This is a genomic window from Bifidobacterium sp. (assembly GCF_022647885.1).
Classification (GTDB): Bacteria; Actinomycetota; Actinomycetes; order Actinomycetales; family Bifidobacteriaceae; genus Bombiscardovia.
The window spans coordinates 518,091-540,073 of sequence record NZ_JALCLM010000001.1 but is presented as its reverse complement, the minus strand read 5'-3'; the positions used below and the strand labels follow the sequence as shown (position 1 = coordinate 540,073).

Sequence of the window (21,983 nt, the reverse complement as noted above, 5' to 3'; positions counted from 1 at the left end):
CCTGCCACTTCAGGCTTAACTCAACTGTTGATAGCCTGTACCCGCAAAGTTCAAAGCGGCCCAACGAACCGCGCGCGGCCACAATAGAGGGGTGCCATGAGCGATAAACGCGAAATCAGACATTCGATACTGTCATTGGCAATCCCTACTTTCGGACAACTCATAGCGGAGCCCACCTTCATCTTGATCGATACAGCCGTAGTCGGTCATATTGGTGACGCTTCATTAGCAGGTCTTTCTATCGGCTCCACAATCCTGCTCACCACCGTCGGATTGTGTGTGTTCCTCGCCTACAACACAACTTCACAAGTCGCCTCACTGATGGGAGCAGGCCATAAACGCCAAGGCATTGAAGCTGGCGTAGATGGCATGTGGCTAGCATTGATTATCGGATTACTTGCTTCTGTGCTGCTCTTCTTCTTCGGTGGCAGACTCTGTGAGCTCATGGGGGCACGCGGGCAGGTGCTCATCCAGGCTGAGCTATATTTGCAAGCGATTATTTTCGGCCTCCCCGGCATGCTACTGGTATATGCTGCCAACGGCATATTCAGAGGCATGCGAAAAGTTCGTATCACGCTCATAGCTGCCATTGCCGGTGCTGTGGTTAACACCATTTTGGAATTACTCTTTGTGTTGGTATTCCACTGGAGCATTGTTGGTTCAGGTGCAGCCACGCTGATAGCTCAATGGTTCATGGGCATTATGCTCACTGTGCCTGCACTAATTTGGGCTAGAAAATTCGGTGCCAGCTGGAAGCCGCGTCTGGAAGGTATAGCCTCAAGTGCAGGTGATGGATTCCCCCTGTTTATTCGTACTCTCGCGCTACGCCTCTCGTTGGTGATGACTGTCGTTTTAGCTACCCACATGGGGGAACAGGTTTTAGCCGCGTACCAAGCGGTAAACTCAACCTGGAATTTCGCACTGAATATGCTTGATGCCATAGGTATAGCAGGTCAGGCACTTGTTGCCACAGCAATAGGAGCACGTGACCGCGAAGCATCGCGCCACATGACGCGAGAAGCAGCGCGTGCTGGATTACTCACAGGCGTTGCTATCGGCATAGTGATGGTGATTCTCGGAATTATTGCATCTCCGTTGTTCAGCCCGTCCGCGAATATTCAACTGCTAATTACTGTTGGCATGATTGTGCAAGCCATATTCCTCCCCCTTGCAGGGTGGATGTGGGCGCTTGACGGCATTCTCATTGGCGCCGAAGATTACCGATTCTTAGCGTTCTCATGCACCTTGACAGCTGCCGTGTACCTGTTGACGCTGTGGGGCGCAAATGCCGTGCCCTGGCCAAATGACATCTGGAGTACTGCTCTGTTGTGGTCGCTTATCAGTGTGGTGTTCATAGGCATTCGCGCTGTATGCAATGGACTACGTGTGCGCAGCAATATATGGATTGACCGTGCAATTGACAGAATGTAATGTTGTACGCCAGTGCTTTAGTGCTTTAGTGCTTCAACATATAGGCCCGAGTAGCGGCATACATTGCCGTAACAAGTTGCTCGCGCCACTTTGACCAGCCGTAGCGCTTCGTAATAGCTTCAGCAGATGTAGCACCCAATGAGGAACCATCAGCCTTCGTCAGGTCGAAAAGCATATCCAGAAGCAGCACATCCCCTTCTAAGCGTTCACTAAGCGACGCTGCTACTGCCGGATCGTATGGATCTTTCCCTGTTGCATAATCTGACAGCGTTAGGTGTTCTCGCACCAGAACCGTAGCCATCTTCACTACTTCTTCGTGATATCCCATTCTGCGAAGGATTACCGGTACGTGGCGAGCTCCTTCGAGAGCGTGATCCTGCACACCTGGTCGCTTACCTATATCGTGAAGAATTCCCGCGAGCAGTAAGGCTTGCATATGCGCATCATCATAGCGTGCACCGCCTGGTGACCGTTCGCCAAGCCGTGCAGTAACCTCAACCATGTGTCGGTCGATGGTGTATCTATGAGCTGCTGATGCGCTCGGACGGTTACGCACCCCCAGCCACTCAGGGATCCATCTACCTGGAATATCAACATAATCGATTTCTTCCCACACTCGCGTGAGCTCACTTCTGCAAGCCAGAAGACGGATAAACAATGCACGAGATTCCTCATCCCACACATAATCGCGAATTGGAGATTTGCTGAGATTGATCAATGTCGAGTTGGCAATCGGCAAGCCAAATTCACCAGATGCAACGGCCACACGCAGAGGAAGATATTGCTCCTGCGCTGGATTAATACCTGGAGCCAACACAACTTCCCTCTCATGCTGAGCCACTCCCTGTGCTATGACATCGAAGCGAGGGGCCTCTCGCTTGCCCTGAAAGAATGCGAAACGGGGACGTTCATGAGTTAGCGAATGCTGAGCGCGCGAAGTAGTTGAATCCAGAGCAAACGCTATACGTCTACCCAAAGTGGCCAATAACGTTTGTAAGTCATCGATTGACCGAGCCTGACGCTCGCCCTCAGGTAAGGTTGGATCCGCTAAACCCAACATCGTCGACACTTCTGCTTGATATTGAGGCAACAGCAAGTTCGTATCTTTTCTGCTTGCCAGATGGATGCAGTCGCGCACATCCAATAAGCGATTGACTGCGGAGTCGTATTGACCGTGAGGACGATCAGATAACCACGATGCCGCTAGAGAGGCAATCAAGGTTGAATCTCTGAGTCCCCCTCGAGCTTCTTTAATATCGGGCTGATTGATATATGGCAGCCTGCCAAATTGTTTCAGTCTCGACATTGCCGACTCCGTCAACTCTGGCAGGCGCTTTCTAGCCGCTTTGCGCCAGCGTTCAAGAATCGAAGTTGCCGTTTGCTGGATGAGCTCAACATCACCAGCTATAGGTTGAACATCGAGCCAGCCCATAGCTGCAGGGAGGTCGTGATCAGTAACCGATTCACATTGTGATCGAGTTCTCACTGAGTGATCTAAATCAAGTCCAGAATCCCACAATGGATACCACAATTTATCGGCAAATTGGGCGAGCTGCTCCTGCTTGAGTGTCCTATCCTCAACCATCAGCACTAAATCAAGATCAGAATTTGGCCCCATCTGCCCGCGAGCAAGTGATCCCACAGCAGCGAGCCCCACACCTGTGGAAGGAACTTGAAAATTCACTGAGGATACAGCCTCGTCCCACAGCTGCTTCAATGAATCATTTACCACCTGGCTACGTTCAGCACGCTTACGAGCGCCATCACGATACACACCATCAACGTCGACATTGCTTATCGCCAGCAAATGATTATGCAACTCTCCTACGGCTTGAACCATAACCGAAGTCTCCATCTGTTAGGTATTACACAGCTCGGTTTTACGACATCACAGCTAACGCTGCTGACACCACATTGGACAATTCCTGCATACCTGTGGTGTAGCAATTCATCACTAATATGAGGAAGGCCCCACAACGACGTGTGGGGCCTTCCTGAAATTCATAGCACTGCTGCAGATATATCAGATTGCGGCTGAGCCAGTCTCACCTGTGCGAACACGGGTAACAGTATCCAGCGGAGCAACCCAAACCTTGCCATCTCCGATGGTTCCGGTTCCCGAGGACTTCACAATAACATCCACAAGAGTTTCGGCATCAGCATCGTCAGACAACACCTCAACACGAATCTTTGGGATGAGGTCAACGGTGTACTCAGCGCCACGGTAAACCTCAGTGTGTCCACGCTGACGTCCATAACCATTGGCTTCGGAAACAGTCAAACCATGTACTCCGGCAGCCGACAGGGCTTCCTTCACGTCATCGAGCTTATGTGGCTGAATGATTGCAGTTATAAGCTTCATCTCACTTCACCTCCTTGATGATTGAGCTAGCTGTACCAGCAAAATCGTAGGCGCGCTCGCCTTGATCCGAAAGATCCACACCAGTGATCTCCTGAGCTTCGGTCACTCTCCAACCAATCGTCTTCTCAAGTGCGAAAGCAATGATGAAAGTGATTACCGCGGAGAACGCGATTGCGACAAGCGCAATCAGCACCTGCACCAGCAGCTGCTTGCCATTGCCACCTGCGAACAAGCCTGTACCCTCGCCAAAGAAACCGATGAGCACTGTGCCGACGAGACCGCCAACACCATGTACGCCTACAACATCAAGAGAGTCGTCATATCCCAGTTTGAACTTCAAACCGCATGCGAAGCAGCAGAGGATACCAGCGATTAATCCGAGAATCATGGCCCAGAATGGGGACACAACATCGGCGGCAGGAGTAATAGCGACAAGTCCGGCAACCATACCGGATGCAGCACCCATTGCCGTGTAGTGACCGGAACGAATCTTTTCAGTGAAGAGCCAGCCGAGAACAGCCGCTGAAGTTGCTGCTGTTGTAGAGACCCAGGCATAGCCGGCGGTGCCATTGGCGCCGAAAGCTGAACCAGCATTGAATCCGAACCATCCGAACCACAGCAAGAATGCTCCAAGCATCACGAAAGGAACATTATGAGGGCGGAACGGCTCTTTGGCGAAGCCCTTGCGCTTGCCAATAATGAGCACAATAATCAGCGCAGCAACTGCCGCGTTGATATGCACGACCGTACCTCCTGCGAAATCGTGGGCTGCGGCTCCTACGGCTTGCGAGATTGCACCGTCAGGAGAAAGCAATCCACCATTCCACACCATATGAGCCATCGGTGCGTAATCAAAAGTAATCCACAGTGCAACGAAAATCATCCAGGTACTGAACTTAATACGTTCTGCAAGAGCGCCTGAAATCAGTGCAACTGTAATCATGGCAAAGGTGACTTGGAAGGCCACGTCAATGCTGTGCGGATATGCCGCATCCTTAACATCTACAGACCCGAATACACCATCGGTGGCGACCATCGTGTCTTTGAGGAGAAAACCTGTGGCAGGATCGCCAAAGATTCCACCAATATCTGTGCCTGCATATGCAATTGACCAGCCCCAAAGCGTCCAAACGACGCCAGTGACAGCCAAAGCACCTACCGACAACATCAACATGTTCAGCACCGCTTTGGCGCGAACCATGCCTCCATAGAAAAACGCCACTCCAGGCGTCATGAGGAACACAAAGGACGCGGATGTTAACATCCATGCTGCATTGCCAGTGTCCATGTCTACCTCCCTCTCTGTTCGTAAACGAGCGATTCAATCTTCAGAATCCCAGGTCATTCTCAAAACCATCGGCGGGGATCCGACGGACTTCTCACATGGTGTCCCGATAAGGAAACCAACAGCAGTAATACAACGTCCGCAGGGTTACCATGACCGTTCCAGTGTGTTACGAATGTGTTAATTGCCTACTCCCACAAGCTATCTTAGCCAACCACATGATGGTTCGTACAGTGCACAGCGTGCAAACGAGAATCGATATCGCTCTTCAGTGATTCAAAAATGCGCATAACATAAGCGAAATATCGGCACCATCAGGGCATCATGTAGGGCCTATCAGGCACATGGTGTATTAGTTCTGAGCAAGGATTCCGTCAACAAAAGATTCTGGATCAAATGGTGCCAAATCATCAGGGCCTTCCCCAAGGCCAACGAGCTTAACAGGCACACCGAGCTCTTGCTGCACTGAAATCACAATCCCACCTTTTGCGGAACCATCCATTTTACTAAGCACAATACCTGTGATCCCGATAGCTTCAGCGAACACCTTGGCCTGAGCCATGCCATTCTGCCCAGTGGTGGCATCCAGCACGAGCAATACTTCGTCAACAGCCACAGTTTTTTCGGTTACTCGACGAATCTTGCCTAACTCATCCATCAAGTTTGCCTTATTTTGCAAACGCCCTGCTGTATCAATAATCAGCACATCCGCTTTATCTGTCACAGCACGTTGAGCAGCTTCGAAAGCCACCGAAGCGGGGTCGGCACCATCCTTGTCACTACGAACAACAGGAACGGAAACATTATTGCCCCAAGTTTGCAATTGATCTGCAGCCGCAGCACGGAAAGTGTCAGCTGCTCCCATAACCACGGTTTTTGATTCTGCGACGAACAGACGAGCAAGCTTGCCTGCGGTGGTGGTTTTGCCGGTGCCGTTAACGCCAACCATCATAATTACCGACGGTGTAACTGCCGCAGCTCGATTTGCTTTAAGCGTCCTATCTTGCTTGATATCCACTAAATCGAGCAGTTTGGAACGCAAGAGATCGCGTATTGCCTCAGGGTCCTTCTGACCAGTCACACGGACGTCAGAGCGCAATTCATCAACAAGCTGGCTACTGGCCTGAGCACCTACATCAGCTAAGAGCAGGGTGTCTTCGACTTCCTCCCAATCTGACTCCGTGAGGTTATCTTTAGTCAAAATTGTGAAAAGAACCTTGCCAAAAGGGTTAGCACTTTTTGAAAGCCGTGAGCGTAGACGAACCAAACGAGAAGCGGATGATTCAGGTTTGCGTGTCTTTTGTCGTGCAGCTGGGGATGCCATCTGCGCAAGTGAATTATCCGTATTCGTTGCACTGGCTGAATCGTGCGATGAAGCCAAATCAACGGCGGCTGTAGGATCAAGAATCTGTGCCGATACCGGTTCGAGACGAGGGCCTGGATCGCTGACATCAGTATGTTCAGCGCCTGCACTCCCAGAACTCTGTAGCGGAGGATTCGGGGCTTCAGCACTTCCGAAATCATGCCGGCGGCGAACTCTCTTAACCGTAATAACCGCGACAACAATTGCCAGAATAATTACTGCGGCAACGATAATACCCACAATCAGCTTTGTATCCATACTCCAACACTAAAAACGGAGTGGGACAGCGCTACATATCGCATGCCAACGTTTTAGCGCTGTGGATGTAGCGAACCCGAATCGGGACTCTGTGCGTGCGCGATAAGCTTATCGTTTGCCTGTTCACTTTCCCTCTCATCAGGTTTGAACAAGGCTCGAACTTCAACAACTGACGCATTGTTGACGTACACGGGATTTTCCATTGTGGAATCGAGAGTGTCATCACTCCTGTATTCGGGACGCGGATGACCAGTGGGTTGGAACGAGGGCGCAGTACCAGCAACACGCGGGCTCCTCATCTCGCGAGCCTCACGTTCGTTAGCCAATAAATCATCTACAGGCTCATAGGAACCGCCTTTGTGCGACTCGCCCCTCGCCAGGCGCAGCACTACCACGACTAGTGCTATGACCACAGCCAACCATATGAGAATCGCCCAAACCATGACACTCATTGTGCCAGCTGCCAGGACATTCGTCATCGTAGAAGCCGAACCCCCGCGCGTTCTCCACACGCTATCTCGCACGTGACGCCATAATTGCCATAATTCCTCGCCAAATCCTCTGTAAGGTCATAATGACACTCAGCCAATAACCTCATAAGCTGTTCATGTCAATTGCTTAATGGGAATACTTCATGGGAATATAACCCGCCGCATAAGATTCAAAAATTGTGGGAAACTGTGTACATGAGCGGATCTTCACGAATGACATCATTTCAACGGCGCGAACAGCTGATTGAAGTCGGGCGCTCCCTCTTTGCTTCAAAAGGTTTCGAAGCAGTTAGTGTTGAAGAAATCGCAGCAAACGCGAAGGTTAGCAAACCAATTGTGTACGAACACTTTGGTGGAAAAGAAGGACTATACGCGGTTGTTGTCGACCGAGAAATGCTATCTCTCACCACAGCCTTAAACCAAGCACTTAGCAAAAGCAGCGATCACCCTAGACGAATTGTGGAGCGCACAGCACTGGCCCTACTAGGTTTTATTGAGGAGCATACTGAGGGCTTCCAGATTCTCGTTCGTGACTCCCCTTCGACTGACCCATCAAGCTCCTTCAATTCGTTACTTGGTGATGTCAGTTTGCGCGTCGAGGGAATCTTAGAAGAATCCTTTAAGCAGCAAAAACTCTCAACCCGAGGAGTACCGTATTACGCTCAAATGCTTGTGGGCCTTACTGTATTTACAGGTCAATACTGGGCTGACCGTCGTAAAGCCAGCAAGGAGCAACTTGCTGCATATATCGTCAACCTTGCGTGGAACGGACTCTCTCGTCTAGAAGCAAAACCAACATTACGATTCGAAGGCAAGCACCCCACATCAAAATCTGAAGCAAAGCGTATTAATAACAACTCTGGCAAAACAGGCGATAAGGCATCGAAGCACGATAACGAGGGTCATAACTCGGAACAACTGGAAGAAGCAATCTCCGACAAAGACAACAACACTGTCTCGGATGTTGAAAATCACGCAAATACCGCAGCAAACACCCCAACTATTGCTCAGCAATAACTTTCAGAGCTGCACAGCGATTTTTGTGTAGGGATTTTTCAAATAAATATGTCTCTTGAGAAATGAGATTTGCATTATTCCGCCATTCTTAAATCTTAAGAACGCTTCTTTACGAAGTAAATCCCTACACAAACGACAATTGAGATAAACAGCTGTCTATTCATGCATTACGTGATGGCGTTTTGGAGTCAGCGCAGACAACGATGCCTGCAGAATCTCGACAATCCACTTGATTTGTGCAGGGGTGAGTGGGCGGCGAAAAGTCAGTCGCAAGGAATTCTTCGATGAAACCCGATCGAAGCCCATTGCTATCAAGGTTTGCGAAGATTCCATATGCCCAACAGCACAAGCTGACCCGCTTGAACAACTAATACCGCGCACATCCAATTCCACCAACAGCGCCTCAGCAGAAACATCTGAAAACACCATCGATACATGACCCGGCAAACGATTTTCCCAATCGCCAGTCAATTGAACGTTCGGCACTGACTGCTTCACAGCATCAGCCAGAGCTCGAGCAGAGTTAGCTAAATCCCGAGATTGCGAAACCATATGTCGACATGACTTACGCAAACCCACAGCCATAGCAACCGCAGCCGCAACATTCTGAGTGCCAGAGCGCACTCCTCGTTCCTGTCCCCCACCCGAGATTAACGCTTCGTATGGCAGCGAAGAACGCAACAGCAGCACACCAATACCTTTTGGTGTGCCGAATTTATGCCCAGAAATACTCAGGGCATCGACACCGAGAGCTGCCACATCAATAGGAATGAGTCCTGCAGCTTGCACTGCATCGGTGTGCATTACCGCGCCACAAGAGTGAGCGATATCTGATATCTGTCGTATCGGTTGTATTGTTCCAACCTCATTGTTGGCCAACATCACCGACACCAGAACGGTACGATGATTCACCATCGTCTTCAATGCTGTTAGGCTGACTCGGCCCACAGCATCCACCGGTACCGTCAGAACTCGAAAACCGCAGTTGCGCTCGAGCCAGTATGCAGATTCTTTTACTGCGGGATGTTCCACGGCTGATATAACTATTTCGTTACGTGCTTGAGCAGCCAGACTGGATTCTGAGTCATTAGACACAGACATATTCCGCTCCCTAGCTGCCATCCCCATAGCAATTCCTTTAATGGCAAGGTTGTCGGATTCTGTACCTCCCGAAGTAAATATCACATTTACAGTCCTGGCTCCAAGGTGTCGGGCTACTTCTTCTCGAGCTTGGTGCAATGTTGCAGCAGCTAATTTCCCTTGCGTATGCACACTCGCCGGATTGCCGAATTCTTGAAGCATGTATGGCACCATAGCTTTGACAACATCGGGGTCAGCTGCTTCTGTCGCTGCAGAATCTAGATACAGATTGTTTGCTGCCAAATACGATGGGCTTGGGACTCTACTATCCGATTGGGCCATATCAACCCAGCCAATCTAGACCGAGATCAATGCTGCGCACACTATGAGTCAACGCTCCGACCGAAATCAGATCAACACCGGTATGAGCCACCTCAGGTACTCGACTTAGAGACATATTGCCACTGGCTTCGACCAAGGTGCGGCCTGCCACACGACGAACACCTCTTGCGAGATCTTCAGTGCTGAAATTATCAAACATTATGGTGTCTGGCTCGCCACGAAGCACTTCTTCAAGTTGATCAAGCCGGTCAATCTCAACCTCGATATGCGTGGTATGCCCGATACGCGAGCGAATGTGCTTGATTGCTTGCGTTATGCTCTGGCCATTGGAGCTAAGAGCTGCAAGATGATTATCTTTCAGCATGACTGCGTCAGAGAGTCCCTGACGATGGTTAAATCCGCCTCCACAGGTAACAGCGTATTTTTCAAAGTCGCGTAACCCTGGCGTGGTCTTGCGTGTATCAACAATATGGGCGGGATATGGGCCTACGGCTGCAACAAATGCTGCGGTTAATGTAGCGATACCAGACATTCTTTGTATGAAATTTAGCGCCACTCGCTCAGCGGTCAGTATATCGCCGACAGCCCCACTTACTTGTGCGAGTACCTGTCCGGCAGCAAAGGCTCCGCCATCAACGAAATGTTCAGAGACTTCAATCTGAGGATTTTCGAGTTTGAAAGCTGCTTCAAATACAGCCATGCCACTCATCACGCCTGCTTCTCTTGCTACCAGTTGAGCAGCTCCCTGCATATTCGCATCTATCACATAAGCGCAGCTTATGTCCCCTGTGGGAGCATCTTCTTGAAGTGCTGCTTCAACTACTTGGCGAATACGTGATGTCGTTAGCATGGTTATCTACTTTCTTACACGAAGTTTGCTGAAGGGATCCGCGTTGTATCGGTATTCATGAATACTTGGCATAACGCATCGAAACACCAACTTCGCTCCTATTCGGGAAATCAGTACGGGCATGTGCACCTCGCGACTCTTGGCGCTGCAAGGCTGCAACAGCACTGAGATATCCGACTGTGAGTAAATTACGATTCTCCAACTGTTGCACCGCACAATCAGCTGCAAGATTTTGTGGACGAATATCTCGGTTTGCAACAACCGATTCTGCTTCTGCGAGCGCAGAGCCCAAATGAGCTATGGCAGCCGTGAGCCCTTGTCTATCACGAAGTACTCCAACATGATTCCAAAGCTCTTGCTGAATGCCCTCCCTTGTATCGGATGCCTCGAATCGCGGTAAATCGCTATTAGCAACATCAGCGCTGTGTAGACCTCGCTCGGGATGATTGACGCTAGGTATCTGCAACAATCTGAGTCGTTGATGTGCTGCATGCTGCGGTTGAGTTTGCCAGACTTGAAGTGTAGCCTGAGGTGAATTGATGAAATTCTTTGCTGCAATACCCGCCCTGTGACCAAACACGAGACCTTCCAGCAAGGAATTGGAAGCTAATCTATTTGCCCCATGCACACCGCTTCGCGCACACTCACCTGCGGCATATAAGCCAGGTACACTCGTCCGTCCGAAAACATCAGTGCAAATACCGCCCATTGAATAGTGCGCTGCAGGAGCTACTGGCAGTGCCTGATCACACCAATCAAAACCGAGTGAGCGTGTGGTGGCATCAATTGTCGGAAAGCGGCGATGCAGAAAGGCTCGTAGCAGTTCTTTATGCGAGCTTCGAACTGTTGGTCTGGCATTGCTTAGCGCATCTGAAATAACGGAATCTGGCAGTGATATCTGTGACACATCGAGATACACTGGCCGTCCCGACTGTTTCTGCATCACAGCAAAATTCGCCCTGGCAACCACATCACGAGGGGCAAGTTCGGCATGTTTATCTACTTGAAGCATGTAGCGGACTCCCTGTTCATCAAGCAAATGAGCCCCTTCACCTCTTACTGCTTCAGAGATTAAAAAGTGTTCACCGACTGCCAAAGCTGTTGGATGAAACTGATAGAACTCCAAATCTGCTAGCTGTGCTCCAGCTCGCCAAGCAGCAGCGACACCGTCGCCAGTAGCAATCTGCGGGTTAGTGGTATATGGATATAGCTGTCCAGAACCTCCAGTGGCAAGGATGACTGCCTGAGCTCTGACATCGACCATATGGTTGCTTGCAGTACTTGCTTGATTCAGCACATAATCGCTTATGCTATTGGGGTATTGTTGCGCTACTGGCTGCGCGCTCGTGTCAATTAAGAGTGTGACACCAGCAACTCGATTGTCAGTAATAATGAGATCTTTCAGCATCGCATGTTCAATTACATGAACTTTGGGATTGGCAAGCACCATCGCAGCAACATCCTGCTCCAATATCTTGCCCGTTGCATCACCGCCGGCATGGATTACGCGCGCTTTACCATGAGCCGCCTCAAGCCCACGTGACAAATTTCCATCCGGCTGACGGTCGAAATGTACGCCTGCTTCAACCAGTTCACGCACCCTTTGGACTCCCTCGCGGGTGAGCACATCAACAGCCGTAGGGTCACAAAGACCAGCACCAGCTGCTAGGGTATCGGCCTTGTGCAGACTCGGATCATCATCTTGGAATAGGGCTACCGCGATACCGCCTTGCGCGTGCAAAGTGTTAGATTCTAAAATCGGGCCTTTAGTGACCAGTAGCACATCAGGATGTGCCTCAGATGAGGCTGTGCCGTGTTCTCCAACGGTCTGCGTGATTGCTAATGCAGCAGAAAGCCCTGCAATCCCCGATCCAACGACAACAATCATGGATGCACCCTCAACATTCGCTCTAAAGCAACTCTGGCATGTCCTGCGGTTTGAGCATCAACGGTGATGCGATTTACCACTTCGCCCTCCAACAGCTGATCAAGCGACCACGCTAAATATGCGGGATGAATGCGGAACATTGTGGAACAAGGACAAACAACTGGGTCAAGACAAAACACCGTTTTATCGGGATATTGAGCTGCCAAACGATTCACCAGATTGATCTCTGTACCGACCGCAATCGCTGACCCCGCAGGAGCTTGTTCAATCTGCTTAACAATATATGCGGTGGAACCAGTGCCATCTGCTGCATTAACTACCTCCATCGAGCACTCTGGATGAACAATAACTTTGACATCCGGATACGCTGCACGAGCTCGCTTGATCTGCTCAACAGTGAAGCGCTGGTGCACTGAGCAGAATCCTTTCCACAGAATCATTTGCGCCTGCTGATATTGCTCTGGGGTTCCACCTCCTAAGGGTTTATAGGGGTTCCATAACGGCATACGATTAAGATCCATACCCATCGCTAGTGCGGTGTTGCGGCCTAGATGCTGATCCGGGAAAAAGAGCACTCGTTGCCCTCTGGCAAAGGACCATTGCAAAACAGCACGAGCATTAGAAGATGTGCAGACGATACCACCGTGCTTGCCGCAGAAAGCCTTGAGCGCAGCAGAAGAATTCATATACGTAACCGGAATAATAGGAGCCAGACCATCTAGAGTCTTATCAGACCCGCAAATTTCATCAAGCTGATCCCAACATTCCTCGACCTGATCGATATCCGCCATGTCCGCCATTGAGCATCCTGCCGACAAGTTTGGCAAGGTGACACTTTGCTCCGGCATAGAAAGAATATCTGCTGTTTCAGCCATAAAATGAACCCCACAAAACACGATATGTTTGGCGTCAGGCCGCTCTGTTGCATTCTTTGCTAATTGGAAAGAGTCACCAAGGAAATCAGCATGTTCGACAATTTCGTCGCGCTGGTAGAAATGGCCGAGAATCAGCACAGCATCACCCAACTGTGCTTTTGCCTCAATTATTCGTGCGCGAAGCTCAGCATTAGATGCTTGACGATACTTCTCCGGTAGTGGTTGTTGACGCGGAGCCATATGGGGTATGCGATCTGCGATTGAAGCACCAGGACCATATGAATTAGGTACGTGTGGGTCGTCAAAGGCCCAAGGGTCGAGTGCGAGATCGGTGTCGCAGGTGTTCTGCGCATCAAGTCGAGCAATAATCTCATCAACAGCGCTCATGATGTTACTCCTTTAACAGTGGGGTCATAGATGTATGTGGACTGTTATCCGTAGATTCTGAAATATTCGTCGTTTGTGCATTTACGTTGAGCGACGCTTCAGGTCTGAATACTGCCTGCTCATTAGCTCTATAGCGGTAAATAACTGCCGGTCGGCTGCGTCCTTGCACTACGGTGGAGCCTGTATCTTCCAATTCGTTGGAGCTCAGCATCCGACGTCGAAAATTCGCAGGATCCAGAGGATGCCCCAGAACCGCTTCATGCACGCTACGCAATTGAGCTAATGTGAATTGCTCTCCCACTAAACGTGCAGCTATGGTCGAATACTCAATTCGATTGCGCAGTCGCCACAATGCATATTCAACAATGTTGTTGTGGTCAAAAGCGAGCTTCGGCAGGGCGTCAACGGGAAACCACTGAACGTTGTCCGCCTCCTGATACTGCTTAGTTTCAGTAGCACCGACTAGAGCCCAATACACAATAGATACCATTGGTAAACCGCCGCTTGAGCGACTTGGATCACCAAATGTATAAAGTTGTTCCAAATAGCGTGGATGCATATCAGTAGTTGAATCGAGTGCCGAAAAAGCTGCCTGTTCAAGAGAAATTCCGCATTGCAGTTTGCCTCCAGGCAGCGCCCACTCACCGAAAAATGGTTGCTTCACACGCTTAACCAGTGGTATCCAGAGTTGTCCAGTGCCCGAATTCGACTGGTGAGCTTCACCGTGGCAATTTGGCTGGTCGAGCGCTGAGACTTCACCGTCTGGATCACCCAGAGCAAGAATCACCACTGAAATACCCACATCGGGCGGCAGTTGTTGTCGCTCGCTAACATTTCCTATTGGCATGCGATTCTCCTTGCTGCGTCTGTTGCTGATTATGCGGATTCAATTACCCGAGCTCAATTGCTTAAATCCTGGTAGCGTCAATGTTCGTGAGATCTACGGTGTATCGATGGTGTTGTTGATGCTGTTTAGCAGTCTACTCCACTTATAGTCAAAATGACTTTTAATGGTATGTCTTAGTTTCTTACTGCGCTGCGATGCAAGCCGTTCTGCACATCTCCTCGCCGTGAATCATAGTGATGGAGTACCCGAATCTATTGAATAACGGAGGATCCTCGTATTCCTCGAATCATGACCAGCGCGTATAGATATATGAATCTATACTGGGCAACAGGTAGAGATGTCGTTCAACGGATAAGTCTGAGCACGGATAACGAAAGCTCTGAAGGAACAAGCTTGCGAAAGGAACACTCATGGTTGATGCAATCGTGATGATTAATGCAGAATCCAATAAAATCAATGAGGCAGCTCAATCAATTGTCGAAATCGATGGCGTAAAAGACGTATATTCAGTTGCTGGTGATATCGATCTCGTTGCTGTGGTCTCCACAAAAGCCTTCGAAGATCTCACTTCCATCATTCCAGGAGGAATTGCGAAAGTTGACGGGGTTATCAACACCCAAACCTTAATGGCGTTTAAAACGTATTCTGACAAAGAACTCAGCGCAGCTTTCGACCTAGGTCTTGACTGAGCTTCATATATACAAGGTCTCGGCCTTGGTGCCTCGTAGCTTAAGTGCCTTGTAATTGCGATACCACTATTTTCCTTGTTTTCCAACGCTTCTGAGGCTCATTCTCAACTGCGCAATCGACATCATGAGCGGTGCTGAAAACTCTTTAGTAGCAGCGAATATGCAACAAAGCCACACCAATTGCTCAGCGGAGTGGCGTCTTTGCGAATTCAGTTGTAAGATGTACTGCTGTTGCCCCTCTGGCTCAATGGTTAGAGCAGCGTCCTTTTAAGTCGTGGGTTCTCGGTTCGAATCCGAGGGGGGGCACCAGCTGTTCGTTGTTCAAACTTGCGACGAACTGAGTTTGATTTCCCGTCTCGCTCTCCGCCTTGTGGCAGAGAGCGAGTTTTTGTATATCGAGGTCCGTGAGGATATCGAAGGGCTCACCGTTGCGGCCTTCGACATGATTGTCGTCCTGGGCGCAGAGCTTGGCAAAGAGCGTCTGGTTGGCGATGCGGCGCATCGAGTCATCCAGGCTCATGTACGGCTGGGGGTTTGCTATAGGTTTGGTTGACTGTTTCCCTTTGTTTGTGTTATGCCGCTAGCTGGTTGCTGTAGGCAAATATAGAGAGAAGAACGATTCCATGGCCGCGTTCTCGGCGCGACCATCCCGGGTCTTCTGGCGACTCTCACGGCCCATGCCCCGTCGCGTGATATACACGACGAATTCGATCGAATCGTTGAATTTTCAGCTACGGAAAATCATCAATAATCGAGGCCAAATCACCACCAACTGGCAACAAACCCTCGCACAACTCGCCCTGGCATACCCAGAACGAATCAACCCCTACATTTAAAAACCAAATACACCCTTACACACAACACTTGGCAAGCTCTTTCAGTGTTGTTGGAAGTTTTAATGCTGTCCATAGATGTTTTGGTAGCGATCATTGAGGCTGTCGATATCATGCTGAGCAATCTCAACCGCACCACCCAACTGCTCCGCCGCCCACACCGTACGAGCCACCTCCTCCGTCATTGCCGCTGCCTTCACCGCCGACTCCGCATCAACACCCACCGCAAACGGCCCATGATTACGCATCAAAACCGCCGGCGACTTCGGAAAACGAGCCAGCGTCTCCACCACACCCTCTCCGATGGCCTCCGAACCAATCAACTTGAACGGACCAACCGGCACACGGCCACCGAACTCATCACCCATCATCGTCAACGCACACGGAATATCCCTACCGGCAGCAGCCCACGCCGTCGCATACGTCGAGTGTGTATGCACCACGCCAAACACCTCGGGCATATGCCGATAGATATATGCGTGCGACGCTGTATCAGACGATGGCGCCTGCTCACCATCGACCACATTACCCTCCAGATCCGTCACCACCATCGACTGCGGTGTCAAAAACTCATACCTGACACCCGAAGGCTTGATCACCATCAAATCAGCCGAACGCAAACGCTGCGACACATTACCCGCCGTCCACACCACCAGATTCCACTTCAACAACTGCCCATGTAACCCAGACACCACCTCGCGCACCTGCTTCACCTCAGCACGCACCACATCCGAATAATCAGCTAACGACACCATTGTTGTTCCTTTCCTTTAAAAAACGATTCACTTCTCATAGCACATTGTTTACTGCCACACCTCAGCGCCATCTAGCCATTACAGATCGGCAGGCTGCCTTCGGGTCCGCCGCGGCATTGATGGTCGGCCCCATGATCAGAATCTCGACCCCCTCGCGCGAAAGATCACCTATTTCTTCAAGATTCCCATCAGCAGAGATAGCAATATGTCTCACGGAAGGGAAGTCGCGCTTGAAGGCACGTATCTCCTGGAGTGGGCTGGGAGGCTGCGGCGCATCAATTGACGTGTGCAGATAGAAGATGGCATCGGAGAACTCCGACAACATGGTGACGCGTTCCTCATCGCACCCGATCAGATCGATCATCATCCGCCTGCCGTGCCGTGCCGTGGACTCGTAACAGGTCCGCACGGTCTCGATTGATGCAGCTCCCATAACCGTGAGGTATGAAAATCCGCATGAGAACCCTGTATCGAATTCGTATGCGCCTTCATCACAGGTCTTGATATCACCCAGCATCGGAGTGTCCCCCGCCAAACTCACCAGCGGAGCCAGACTACGCACTCCAAACTCCATCGTCAGCGAAGTGCCCATTTCTATGATGTCAGCCTCGCCCCTCAGCTCACGAACGAATTCTTCGGCCTTGGCCAGATCCACACGATCGATGGCAACCTGTAATTTCATCATCATCCCTTCCTTCCCACCGGGCCGCGAAAGCTGCGGCGCTCTATTGGCATTGCTTAACGCAGCGTTTCCTGCTCAATGCCGACATTCTTGAATATCTCAGCAAAATACGCTTTTGCCTTACGAACGGCCGAGATGGGATCCGGGGCCTGCTGGGTCCACATCTCGATGGTGAAGGCACCTGTGTATCCGAGCCGGTGCAATGTTCTGAGACATCCCTCGAAGTCGACCGTTCCATCGCCGAACGGAACGTCCCTGAATTCACCTGGCTCGGTGGCGGTCACAGGCTTAGTGTCTTTGAGGTGTATGGAGACGATATTGTCGATTCCCGACTCAAGCTCGGCGCCGACATTGTTATCGGGCCAGGCGGTGAGATTTCCCAGATCCGGATACACCTGAAGCCATGGGCTGTGGATCTGCGTCTTAAGGGCCTTGATCTTGCGTACAGAGTTCAGGAAAGGATCATCCATGGTCTCGATATCCAACATGACCTGACGGGATGCGGCGTATTCCACGCCCTTTTTCAGGTTCTCGATGAACCATTCCCTGGATTCCACAGTTTTGGGTTCATAGTACACGTCATAACCCGCCATCTGAATATTGCGGATATCCAAGTCGTAAGCCAGATCGATGGCCTGGTACAGCATGGTGAGGCTCTTCTCCCTGGTCACAGGATCGGCAGAGCCTAGAGGAAACCTTCTATGCCCGCTGAGCATCAGGGTATGCACCCGTACACCGGAATGCCAGGCGGCATCTCTGAACAATTCGCGCTGCGAACGAGTCCATTCAAGACGCGCCAATCTTTCGTCACTCTCGTCAACCGAGAACTCCAGGAAATTGAATCCCAGGTCACGCACCGTCGCGAAGCACTCCTGCCAAGATTCCACCTTCGGCAGGGCTTTCTCGTATATTCCTAGTGAATTCATCGTTACACCTCGTTTTCCGTTGTTGCTTTGGTGCCGACGGCACCGTTGCGCCCATCCCAATGACCGGAAAGAGCGCCGAGCATATCCTGATATGTGTCATATTTCTCCGCGTATCGCGCAGCAGAGACCTCGTCGGGTTCATAAGCATGGGCGACCTCCACCATGTGCCGCACCGCCTGGATCAATGAGGGGTATCTGCCTGTCGCAACCGCTGATACGATGGCGCCACCTAATCCTGAACTCTCCTTCTGCCGCAGTGTTTCTATACGAATCTTCAATACGTCGGCGAACAGCTGCATCCAGGCCGCAGAATTTGCCGCTCCTCCAGAAACGCGCGCCACGGGCGGCATGCCCGCACAGACTGCACGCAGCTGGTCGATATGCTGCCGATGTGCGAAGACGATTCCCTCGTAAACCGCCATAATCAGATGTTCACGAGTAGTCGTGCTATCGATACCCAGAAAACCTGCCGACGCGTAGGGATCACTGTTGCTGCCATACAAGAAGGGGAAATACACCACCGGCGACGGCTCCCCGCGCGAGGCATTCAATACACGCTCAAGCTCGTCATAGATTGCTGTGCCTGTTGTTTGCGCAAGCTGCAAACGATCCGGCATAAGAAGCCTGAGTATAATATCCAGATTCCCCGCGGAGGTCGGACTTGATGCTTCGGTCAGTATCTGCCGTGCGGCAAACAGGGAGTTCATGATTCCCGGTTTGCAAGCGCACGGCTCTGCAACCGGATACACATTGATATTCCATGTGCCGGCGATAATTCCGAAACGGCTTGTATCAAGGACCCCCATGCCCAGAGTCCCCGCATCGATGTCAAACAGCCCACCGGTGATTGGGGTTCCTTCGGTCAATCCCGTTTGCGCAGCCGCCGTCGAGTCAACCGAGCTAACCAAGGATTCCGCTTCCACCAGAGGAGGCATCCAGTCAAGTGCTTCGTCGATGCCAAAGAATTCGAACAGTCTGGGGTCATACTCCCTGGTGTGCAGATTCACCAGATTGTTGCCCGATGCGTCGGCAATCTCCTGGTGAATGTCCCCAGATAACAGAAAACGAACGAAGTCCTTGGCGGAGAATACCGTGCCTATGTCGCTGTAGACGTCCGGACTGTGTTCCTTCAACCAACGCAACAGCACCGGTGCCTGACTCGGCATCACGTGTTGAGAGCTTATCGGATAGATCGTCTCCACGCGCCGCTCAAATTCGGTGGTCAATGCCTTGGCCCGATTGTCCGTGGACAAAATCCCGCGGTGACGTACCCTCCCGGTTTTGTCAAGCGTGTACAGTCCTTTGCCATGCCCCACGCAGGTAATGCAGTCCACTTCAGATCCGCTGATTCCCGCATTCGAGAGAACAGTTCGAATGACTGAAAATATGGAATCTTTGAGCGTATGCAGATCAATCTCTCTCATGCTTGGCTGGGGCTGTATCCAATCCGTTGCAAAGGAGCTCTTCGCCAACATCCTGCCTTCGTCATCGAACAGCAGCGCTTTGGTATTGGTTCCCCCATTGTCAAGGGTCAGGTATCTTCGTGGTGAGTGCGGTTCCATAATCTACTCCGCATCCATGTTGCCGGGCGCTGTGCTGGATATACGGTAGATGGCCACCTCGTTCTTCTCGCGATTGGCGCTCAGCAGATAATCCTTACCTGCCTTGCGATACACGAGCACATTGCTGGGGCCGACGCCGGAATCTATGACGGTCTCCTTCAATGTCCCATCGTCGAGCGTCACGAGTTCCAGCTCCTGTTTGCCGTCGCGATATCCGAAGAGGAAGAAGGTCTCCCCCGACACCGTCACACCATCGATCGCGTGTCCGAACGGCGTTTGTCTATTTGAGACAGCGATAGTGTTGAAATGATCGTCGTACAAACGCAGATGACATCCGTGGAATCCTTGAATCGCCAGATATTCCTTCCTACCATCACCGTCGACGTCAACTCCGGCCATGTCACTCGTCTCGTTGTCTGCCACTCGTTCAATGCGCCATCCAGCTCCGTCAGCCGGATACAGCAGTTTGAAGATCCCTTCAGCTCCGGTGATGAATGAGTATGTCCCGTCGCCTCTGCGGTATCCATGATTCTTGGTGATTCGCACGTCCAGGGGATGTACGTCTTGCAGAATATTCTTCTGCTCGTCGTACATACCCACGAATACCTTCCCAGGATCGGACCAGTCATCCGTATCCTGTTTGGAATTGGCGATGGAACACCCAATAAAGCGGAAGCCGCCATCATGTTCGATGATGTCGAAACGATGAATATAGGGCATCTGCGCCACTTCGGAGAGGTCCCAGTCCACACCATTGAAATGTGCGCGGACGATCCGGCATGCGGCGGAATTGAACCCCGGATAGAAGCGCTGCGTGGCAAGAAAATCAAGCGTACCGGGGATCTGCACCATGGTCATGGTGCCACCGACATCATTCCACACTGTGATTCTGCGGTAATGGTTGTCCAAATCATAGGCGTAGCAAGGTTTATTCTCCTCGGATGCGATCAGGACGAAATCTCTGCCCTGCTCATGCAGCCGCATCACCGCATATCCATGATCCAACTCATCTGCAAATATTTTTTGGAATTCCATACACACTCCCAACCGAAAAGCGTCTGGCACATCAGCGATCGGCGATCTCAGACACGTGGCTTACTTGTTGACTACATTTACCGGCGTACCGTCGAAGAAGCTGATGATGTTGTTCGCAGCCTCCTTGGCAAGTTCGATGCGCCCTTCAACCGTTCCCGTCCCCGCATGTGGAGACATGATGACGTTGGGCAGCTCACGCAATGCTTCGGGAATATTCGGTTCTGTCTCGAACACATCCAGACCAGCACCGGCGATGTCGCCCTGCTTAAGCGCCGTGATCAGATCATTCTGGTTGATGATCGGGCCGCGGGCGGCGTTGATGATGTAGGCGTCATCCTTCATGGCCTGAAATGCGGCCGCATCGAACAATCCCGTTGTGGAGGGCAGACCCGGTGCATGAATCGTGATGACATCCGAACGCTTCAGCAATTCATCGAATTCCACATAACGGTATCCGGTGCGTGCCTCAGTGTCGGCATCAAGGTGGTGCGAATCGTTGTAAATCACCGACATACCGAAAGCTGTCGCATATTCAGCAACGGTTTTACCGATGCGTCCCATGCCGAAGATTCCCAACGTCAGACCATGAAGGGTACGCCCCTGCAGACGGCGTTCGGATACATCGAACCAATCACCTTCACGTACGGTGGCATCGTAGAAATGCAGCCGCTTCACCGCGGCCAGCAATAAACTGAATGTCAGTTCCGCAGTAGGAATACGTACTGCCTGAGGTGAATTGGCTACCGCGATACCGTGTTCTTTGGCATACGCTGTATCCACATGGTCGTATCCCACCGCGTTGAGGGAAATAATCTTCAGGCGATCGCACGCATCAATGAATTCCTTGTCTCCTCGTTGTGCCATAAGAATCATGCCATCGTAATGATTCGCATGGTCCAGCACCCAAGCCCGTGAGAAGGGTTCATCCTGCGTGTAGGTGACGTCGAAACGCTCGAACAGCTCGTCGAGACCTTCCCTGGGAACGATTCCCGTGACCAATATTTGCTTTTTTCCCATGATTGCTC

The 21,983-nt window shown here is 51.1% G+C and carries 19 protein-coding genes, 1 tRNA gene and 2 pseudogenes; 5 read left to right on the top strand and 17 right to left on the bottom strand.

The features are described 5' to 3' along the window. Positions 1-96 precede the first annotated feature (96 nt). Positions 97-1,431, top strand: a complete 1,335-nt coding sequence (locus tag LKI20_RS02165) for an MATE family efflux transporter (protein ID WP_291769231.1) — start codon at positions 97-99, stop codon at positions 1,429-1,431. Positions 1,432-1,456: 25 nt separating this feature from the next. Here LKI20_RS02165 and LKI20_RS02160 read toward each other — a convergent pair whose 3' ends face one another. The 5 genes from LKI20_RS02160 to LKI20_RS02140 all read right to left on the bottom strand — a co-directional run bounded on the left by LKI20_RS02160 (position 1,457) and on the right by LKI20_RS02140 (position 7,151). After that, complete coding sequence (locus LKI20_RS02160; RefSeq protein ID WP_291769228.1) at positions 1,457-3,271, bottom strand: nucleotidyltransferase domain-containing protein; 1,815 nt, start codon at positions 3,269-3,271, stop codon at positions 1,457-1,459. A 183-nt stretch (positions 3,272-3,454) separates the two neighbouring features. After that, a complete protein-coding gene (locus tag LKI20_RS02155; RefSeq protein ID WP_034250804.1) occupies positions 3,455-3,793 on the bottom strand; it encodes a P-II family nitrogen regulator in 339 nt (112 codons plus the stop codon). A 1-nt stretch (position 3,794) separates the two neighbouring features. Next, the gene (locus LKI20_RS02150; RefSeq protein WP_291769224.1) at positions 3,795-5,081 is read right to left on the bottom strand and encodes an ammonium transporter; all 1,287 of its coding nucleotides are present in this window, start codon (positions 5,079-5,081) and stop codon (positions 3,795-3,797) included. Between the two features lie 349 nt (positions 5,082-5,430). Further along, positions 5,431-6,699: a signal recognition particle-docking protein FtsY gene (ftsY, locus tag LKI20_RS02145; RefSeq protein WP_291769221.1), complete on the bottom strand. Its 1,269-nt coding sequence runs from the start codon at positions 6,697-6,699 to the stop codon at positions 5,431-5,433. A 53-nt stretch (positions 6,700-6,752) separates the two neighbouring features. Then, the gene (locus LKI20_RS02140) at positions 6,753-7,151 is read right to left on the bottom strand and encodes a hypothetical protein (RefSeq protein ID WP_291769217.1); all 399 of its coding nucleotides are present in this window, start codon (positions 7,149-7,151) and stop codon (positions 6,753-6,755) included. A gap of 252 nt (positions 7,152-7,403) precedes the next feature. On the opposite strand from LKI20_RS02140, the gene LKI20_RS02135 reads away from it, so the two are divergent. Beyond that, positions 7,404-8,207 (top strand): TetR/AcrR family transcriptional regulator, encoded by an 804-nt coding sequence (locus LKI20_RS02135; RefSeq protein ID WP_291773316.1) that lies wholly within the window; start codon positions 7,404-7,406, stop codon positions 8,205-8,207. Positions 8,208-8,363: 156 nt separating this feature from the next. On the opposite strand, the gene LKI20_RS02130 is transcribed toward LKI20_RS02135, so the two are convergent. The 6 genes and pseudogenes from LKI20_RS02130 to LKI20_RS02110 form a co-directional block, all read right to left on the bottom strand. Next, entirely contained in the window at positions 8,364-9,629 is a 1,266-nt protein-coding gene (locus LKI20_RS02130; protein WP_291769214.1) for a cysteine desulfurase family protein, read from the bottom strand. Position 9,630: 1 nt separating this feature from the next. Continuing rightward, entirely contained in the window at positions 9,631-10,479 is an 849-nt protein-coding gene (gene nadC / locus LKI20_RS02125) for a carboxylating nicotinate-nucleotide diphosphorylase (RefSeq protein ID WP_291769210.1), read from the bottom strand. A gap of 55 nt (positions 10,480-10,534) precedes the next feature. Beyond that, on the bottom strand, positions 10,535-10,945 hold the full coding sequence (locus tag LKI20_RS09865; RefSeq protein WP_434734930.1) for a hypothetical protein: 411 nt from the start codon (positions 10,943-10,945) through the stop codon (positions 10,535-10,537). Positions 10,946-11,029: 84 nt separating this feature from the next. After that, positions 11,030-12,367, bottom strand: a pseudogene (locus LKI20_RS02120) (L-aspartate oxidase); the annotation flags it as partial. Next, entirely contained in the window at positions 12,364-13,629 is a 1,266-nt protein-coding gene (gene nadA, locus LKI20_RS02115) for a quinolinate synthase NadA (protein ID WP_291769204.1), read from the bottom strand. The pseudogene LKI20_RS02120 and the gene nadA, both read right to left, overlap by 4 nt. A 4-nt stretch (positions 13,630-13,633) precedes the next feature. Then, complete coding sequence (locus tag LKI20_RS02110; RefSeq protein WP_291769200.1) at positions 13,634-14,476, bottom strand: NUDIX hydrolase; 843 nt, start codon at positions 14,474-14,476, stop codon at positions 13,634-13,636. 410 nt (positions 14,477-14,886) lie between these two features. Here LKI20_RS02110 and LKI20_RS02105 point away from each other — a divergent pair, with 410 nt between their 5' ends. The 3 genes and pseudogenes from LKI20_RS02105 to LKI20_RS02095 all read left to right on the top strand — a co-directional run. After that, on the top strand, positions 14,887-15,165 hold the full coding sequence (locus tag LKI20_RS02105) for an Lrp/AsnC ligand binding domain-containing protein (RefSeq protein WP_291769197.1): 279 nt from the start codon (positions 14,887-14,889) through the stop codon (positions 15,163-15,165). Between the two features lie 233 nt (positions 15,166-15,398). Continuing rightward, positions 15,399-15,474: transfer RNA gene (locus LKI20_RS02100), tRNA-Lys, on the top strand. Between the two features lie 365 nt (positions 15,475-15,839). After that, positions 15,840-16,001 (top strand): annotated as a pseudogene (locus tag LKI20_RS02095) (IS256 family transposase); the annotation flags it as partial. A 59-nt stretch (positions 16,002-16,060) separates the two neighbouring features. Here the strand turns inward: LKI20_RS02095 and LKI20_RS02090 are convergent. From LKI20_RS02090 to LKI20_RS02065, 6 genes are all read right to left on the bottom strand, one after another. Next, positions 16,061-16,753 carry an L-ribulose-5-phosphate 4-epimerase gene (locus LKI20_RS02090; protein ID WP_291769194.1) on the bottom strand — a complete coding sequence of 231 codons (693 nt, stop codon included), beginning with the start codon at positions 16,751-16,753 and terminating at the stop codon, positions 16,061-16,063. A 61-nt stretch (positions 16,754-16,814) separates the two neighbouring features. Beyond that, positions 16,815-17,441 (bottom strand): orotidine 5'-phosphate decarboxylase / HUMPS family protein, encoded by a 627-nt coding sequence (locus tag LKI20_RS02085; protein ID WP_291769191.1) that lies wholly within the window; start codon positions 17,439-17,441, stop codon positions 16,815-16,817. A 50-nt stretch (positions 17,442-17,491) separates the two neighbouring features. Further along, positions 17,492-18,361, bottom strand: coding sequence for an L-ribulose-5-phosphate 3-epimerase (locus LKI20_RS02080; protein WP_291769189.1), 870 nt, complete (start codon positions 18,359-18,361; stop codon positions 17,492-17,494). Between the two features lie 2 nt (positions 18,362-18,363). After that, the gene (locus LKI20_RS02075) at positions 18,364-19,923 is read right to left on the bottom strand and encodes an FGGY-family carbohydrate kinase (protein WP_291769187.1); all 1,560 of its coding nucleotides are present in this window, start codon (positions 19,921-19,923) and stop codon (positions 18,364-18,366) included. Between the two features lie 3 nt (positions 19,924-19,926). Then, entirely contained in the window at positions 19,927-20,958 is a 1,032-nt protein-coding gene (locus LKI20_RS02070) for a hypothetical protein (RefSeq protein ID WP_291769184.1), read from the bottom strand. A gap of 60 nt (positions 20,959-21,018) precedes the next feature. Next, positions 21,019-21,975, bottom strand: coding sequence for an NAD(P)-dependent oxidoreductase (locus tag LKI20_RS02065; RefSeq protein WP_291769181.1), 957 nt, complete (start codon positions 21,973-21,975; stop codon positions 21,019-21,021). Positions 21,976-21,983: the final 8 nt, after the last annotated feature.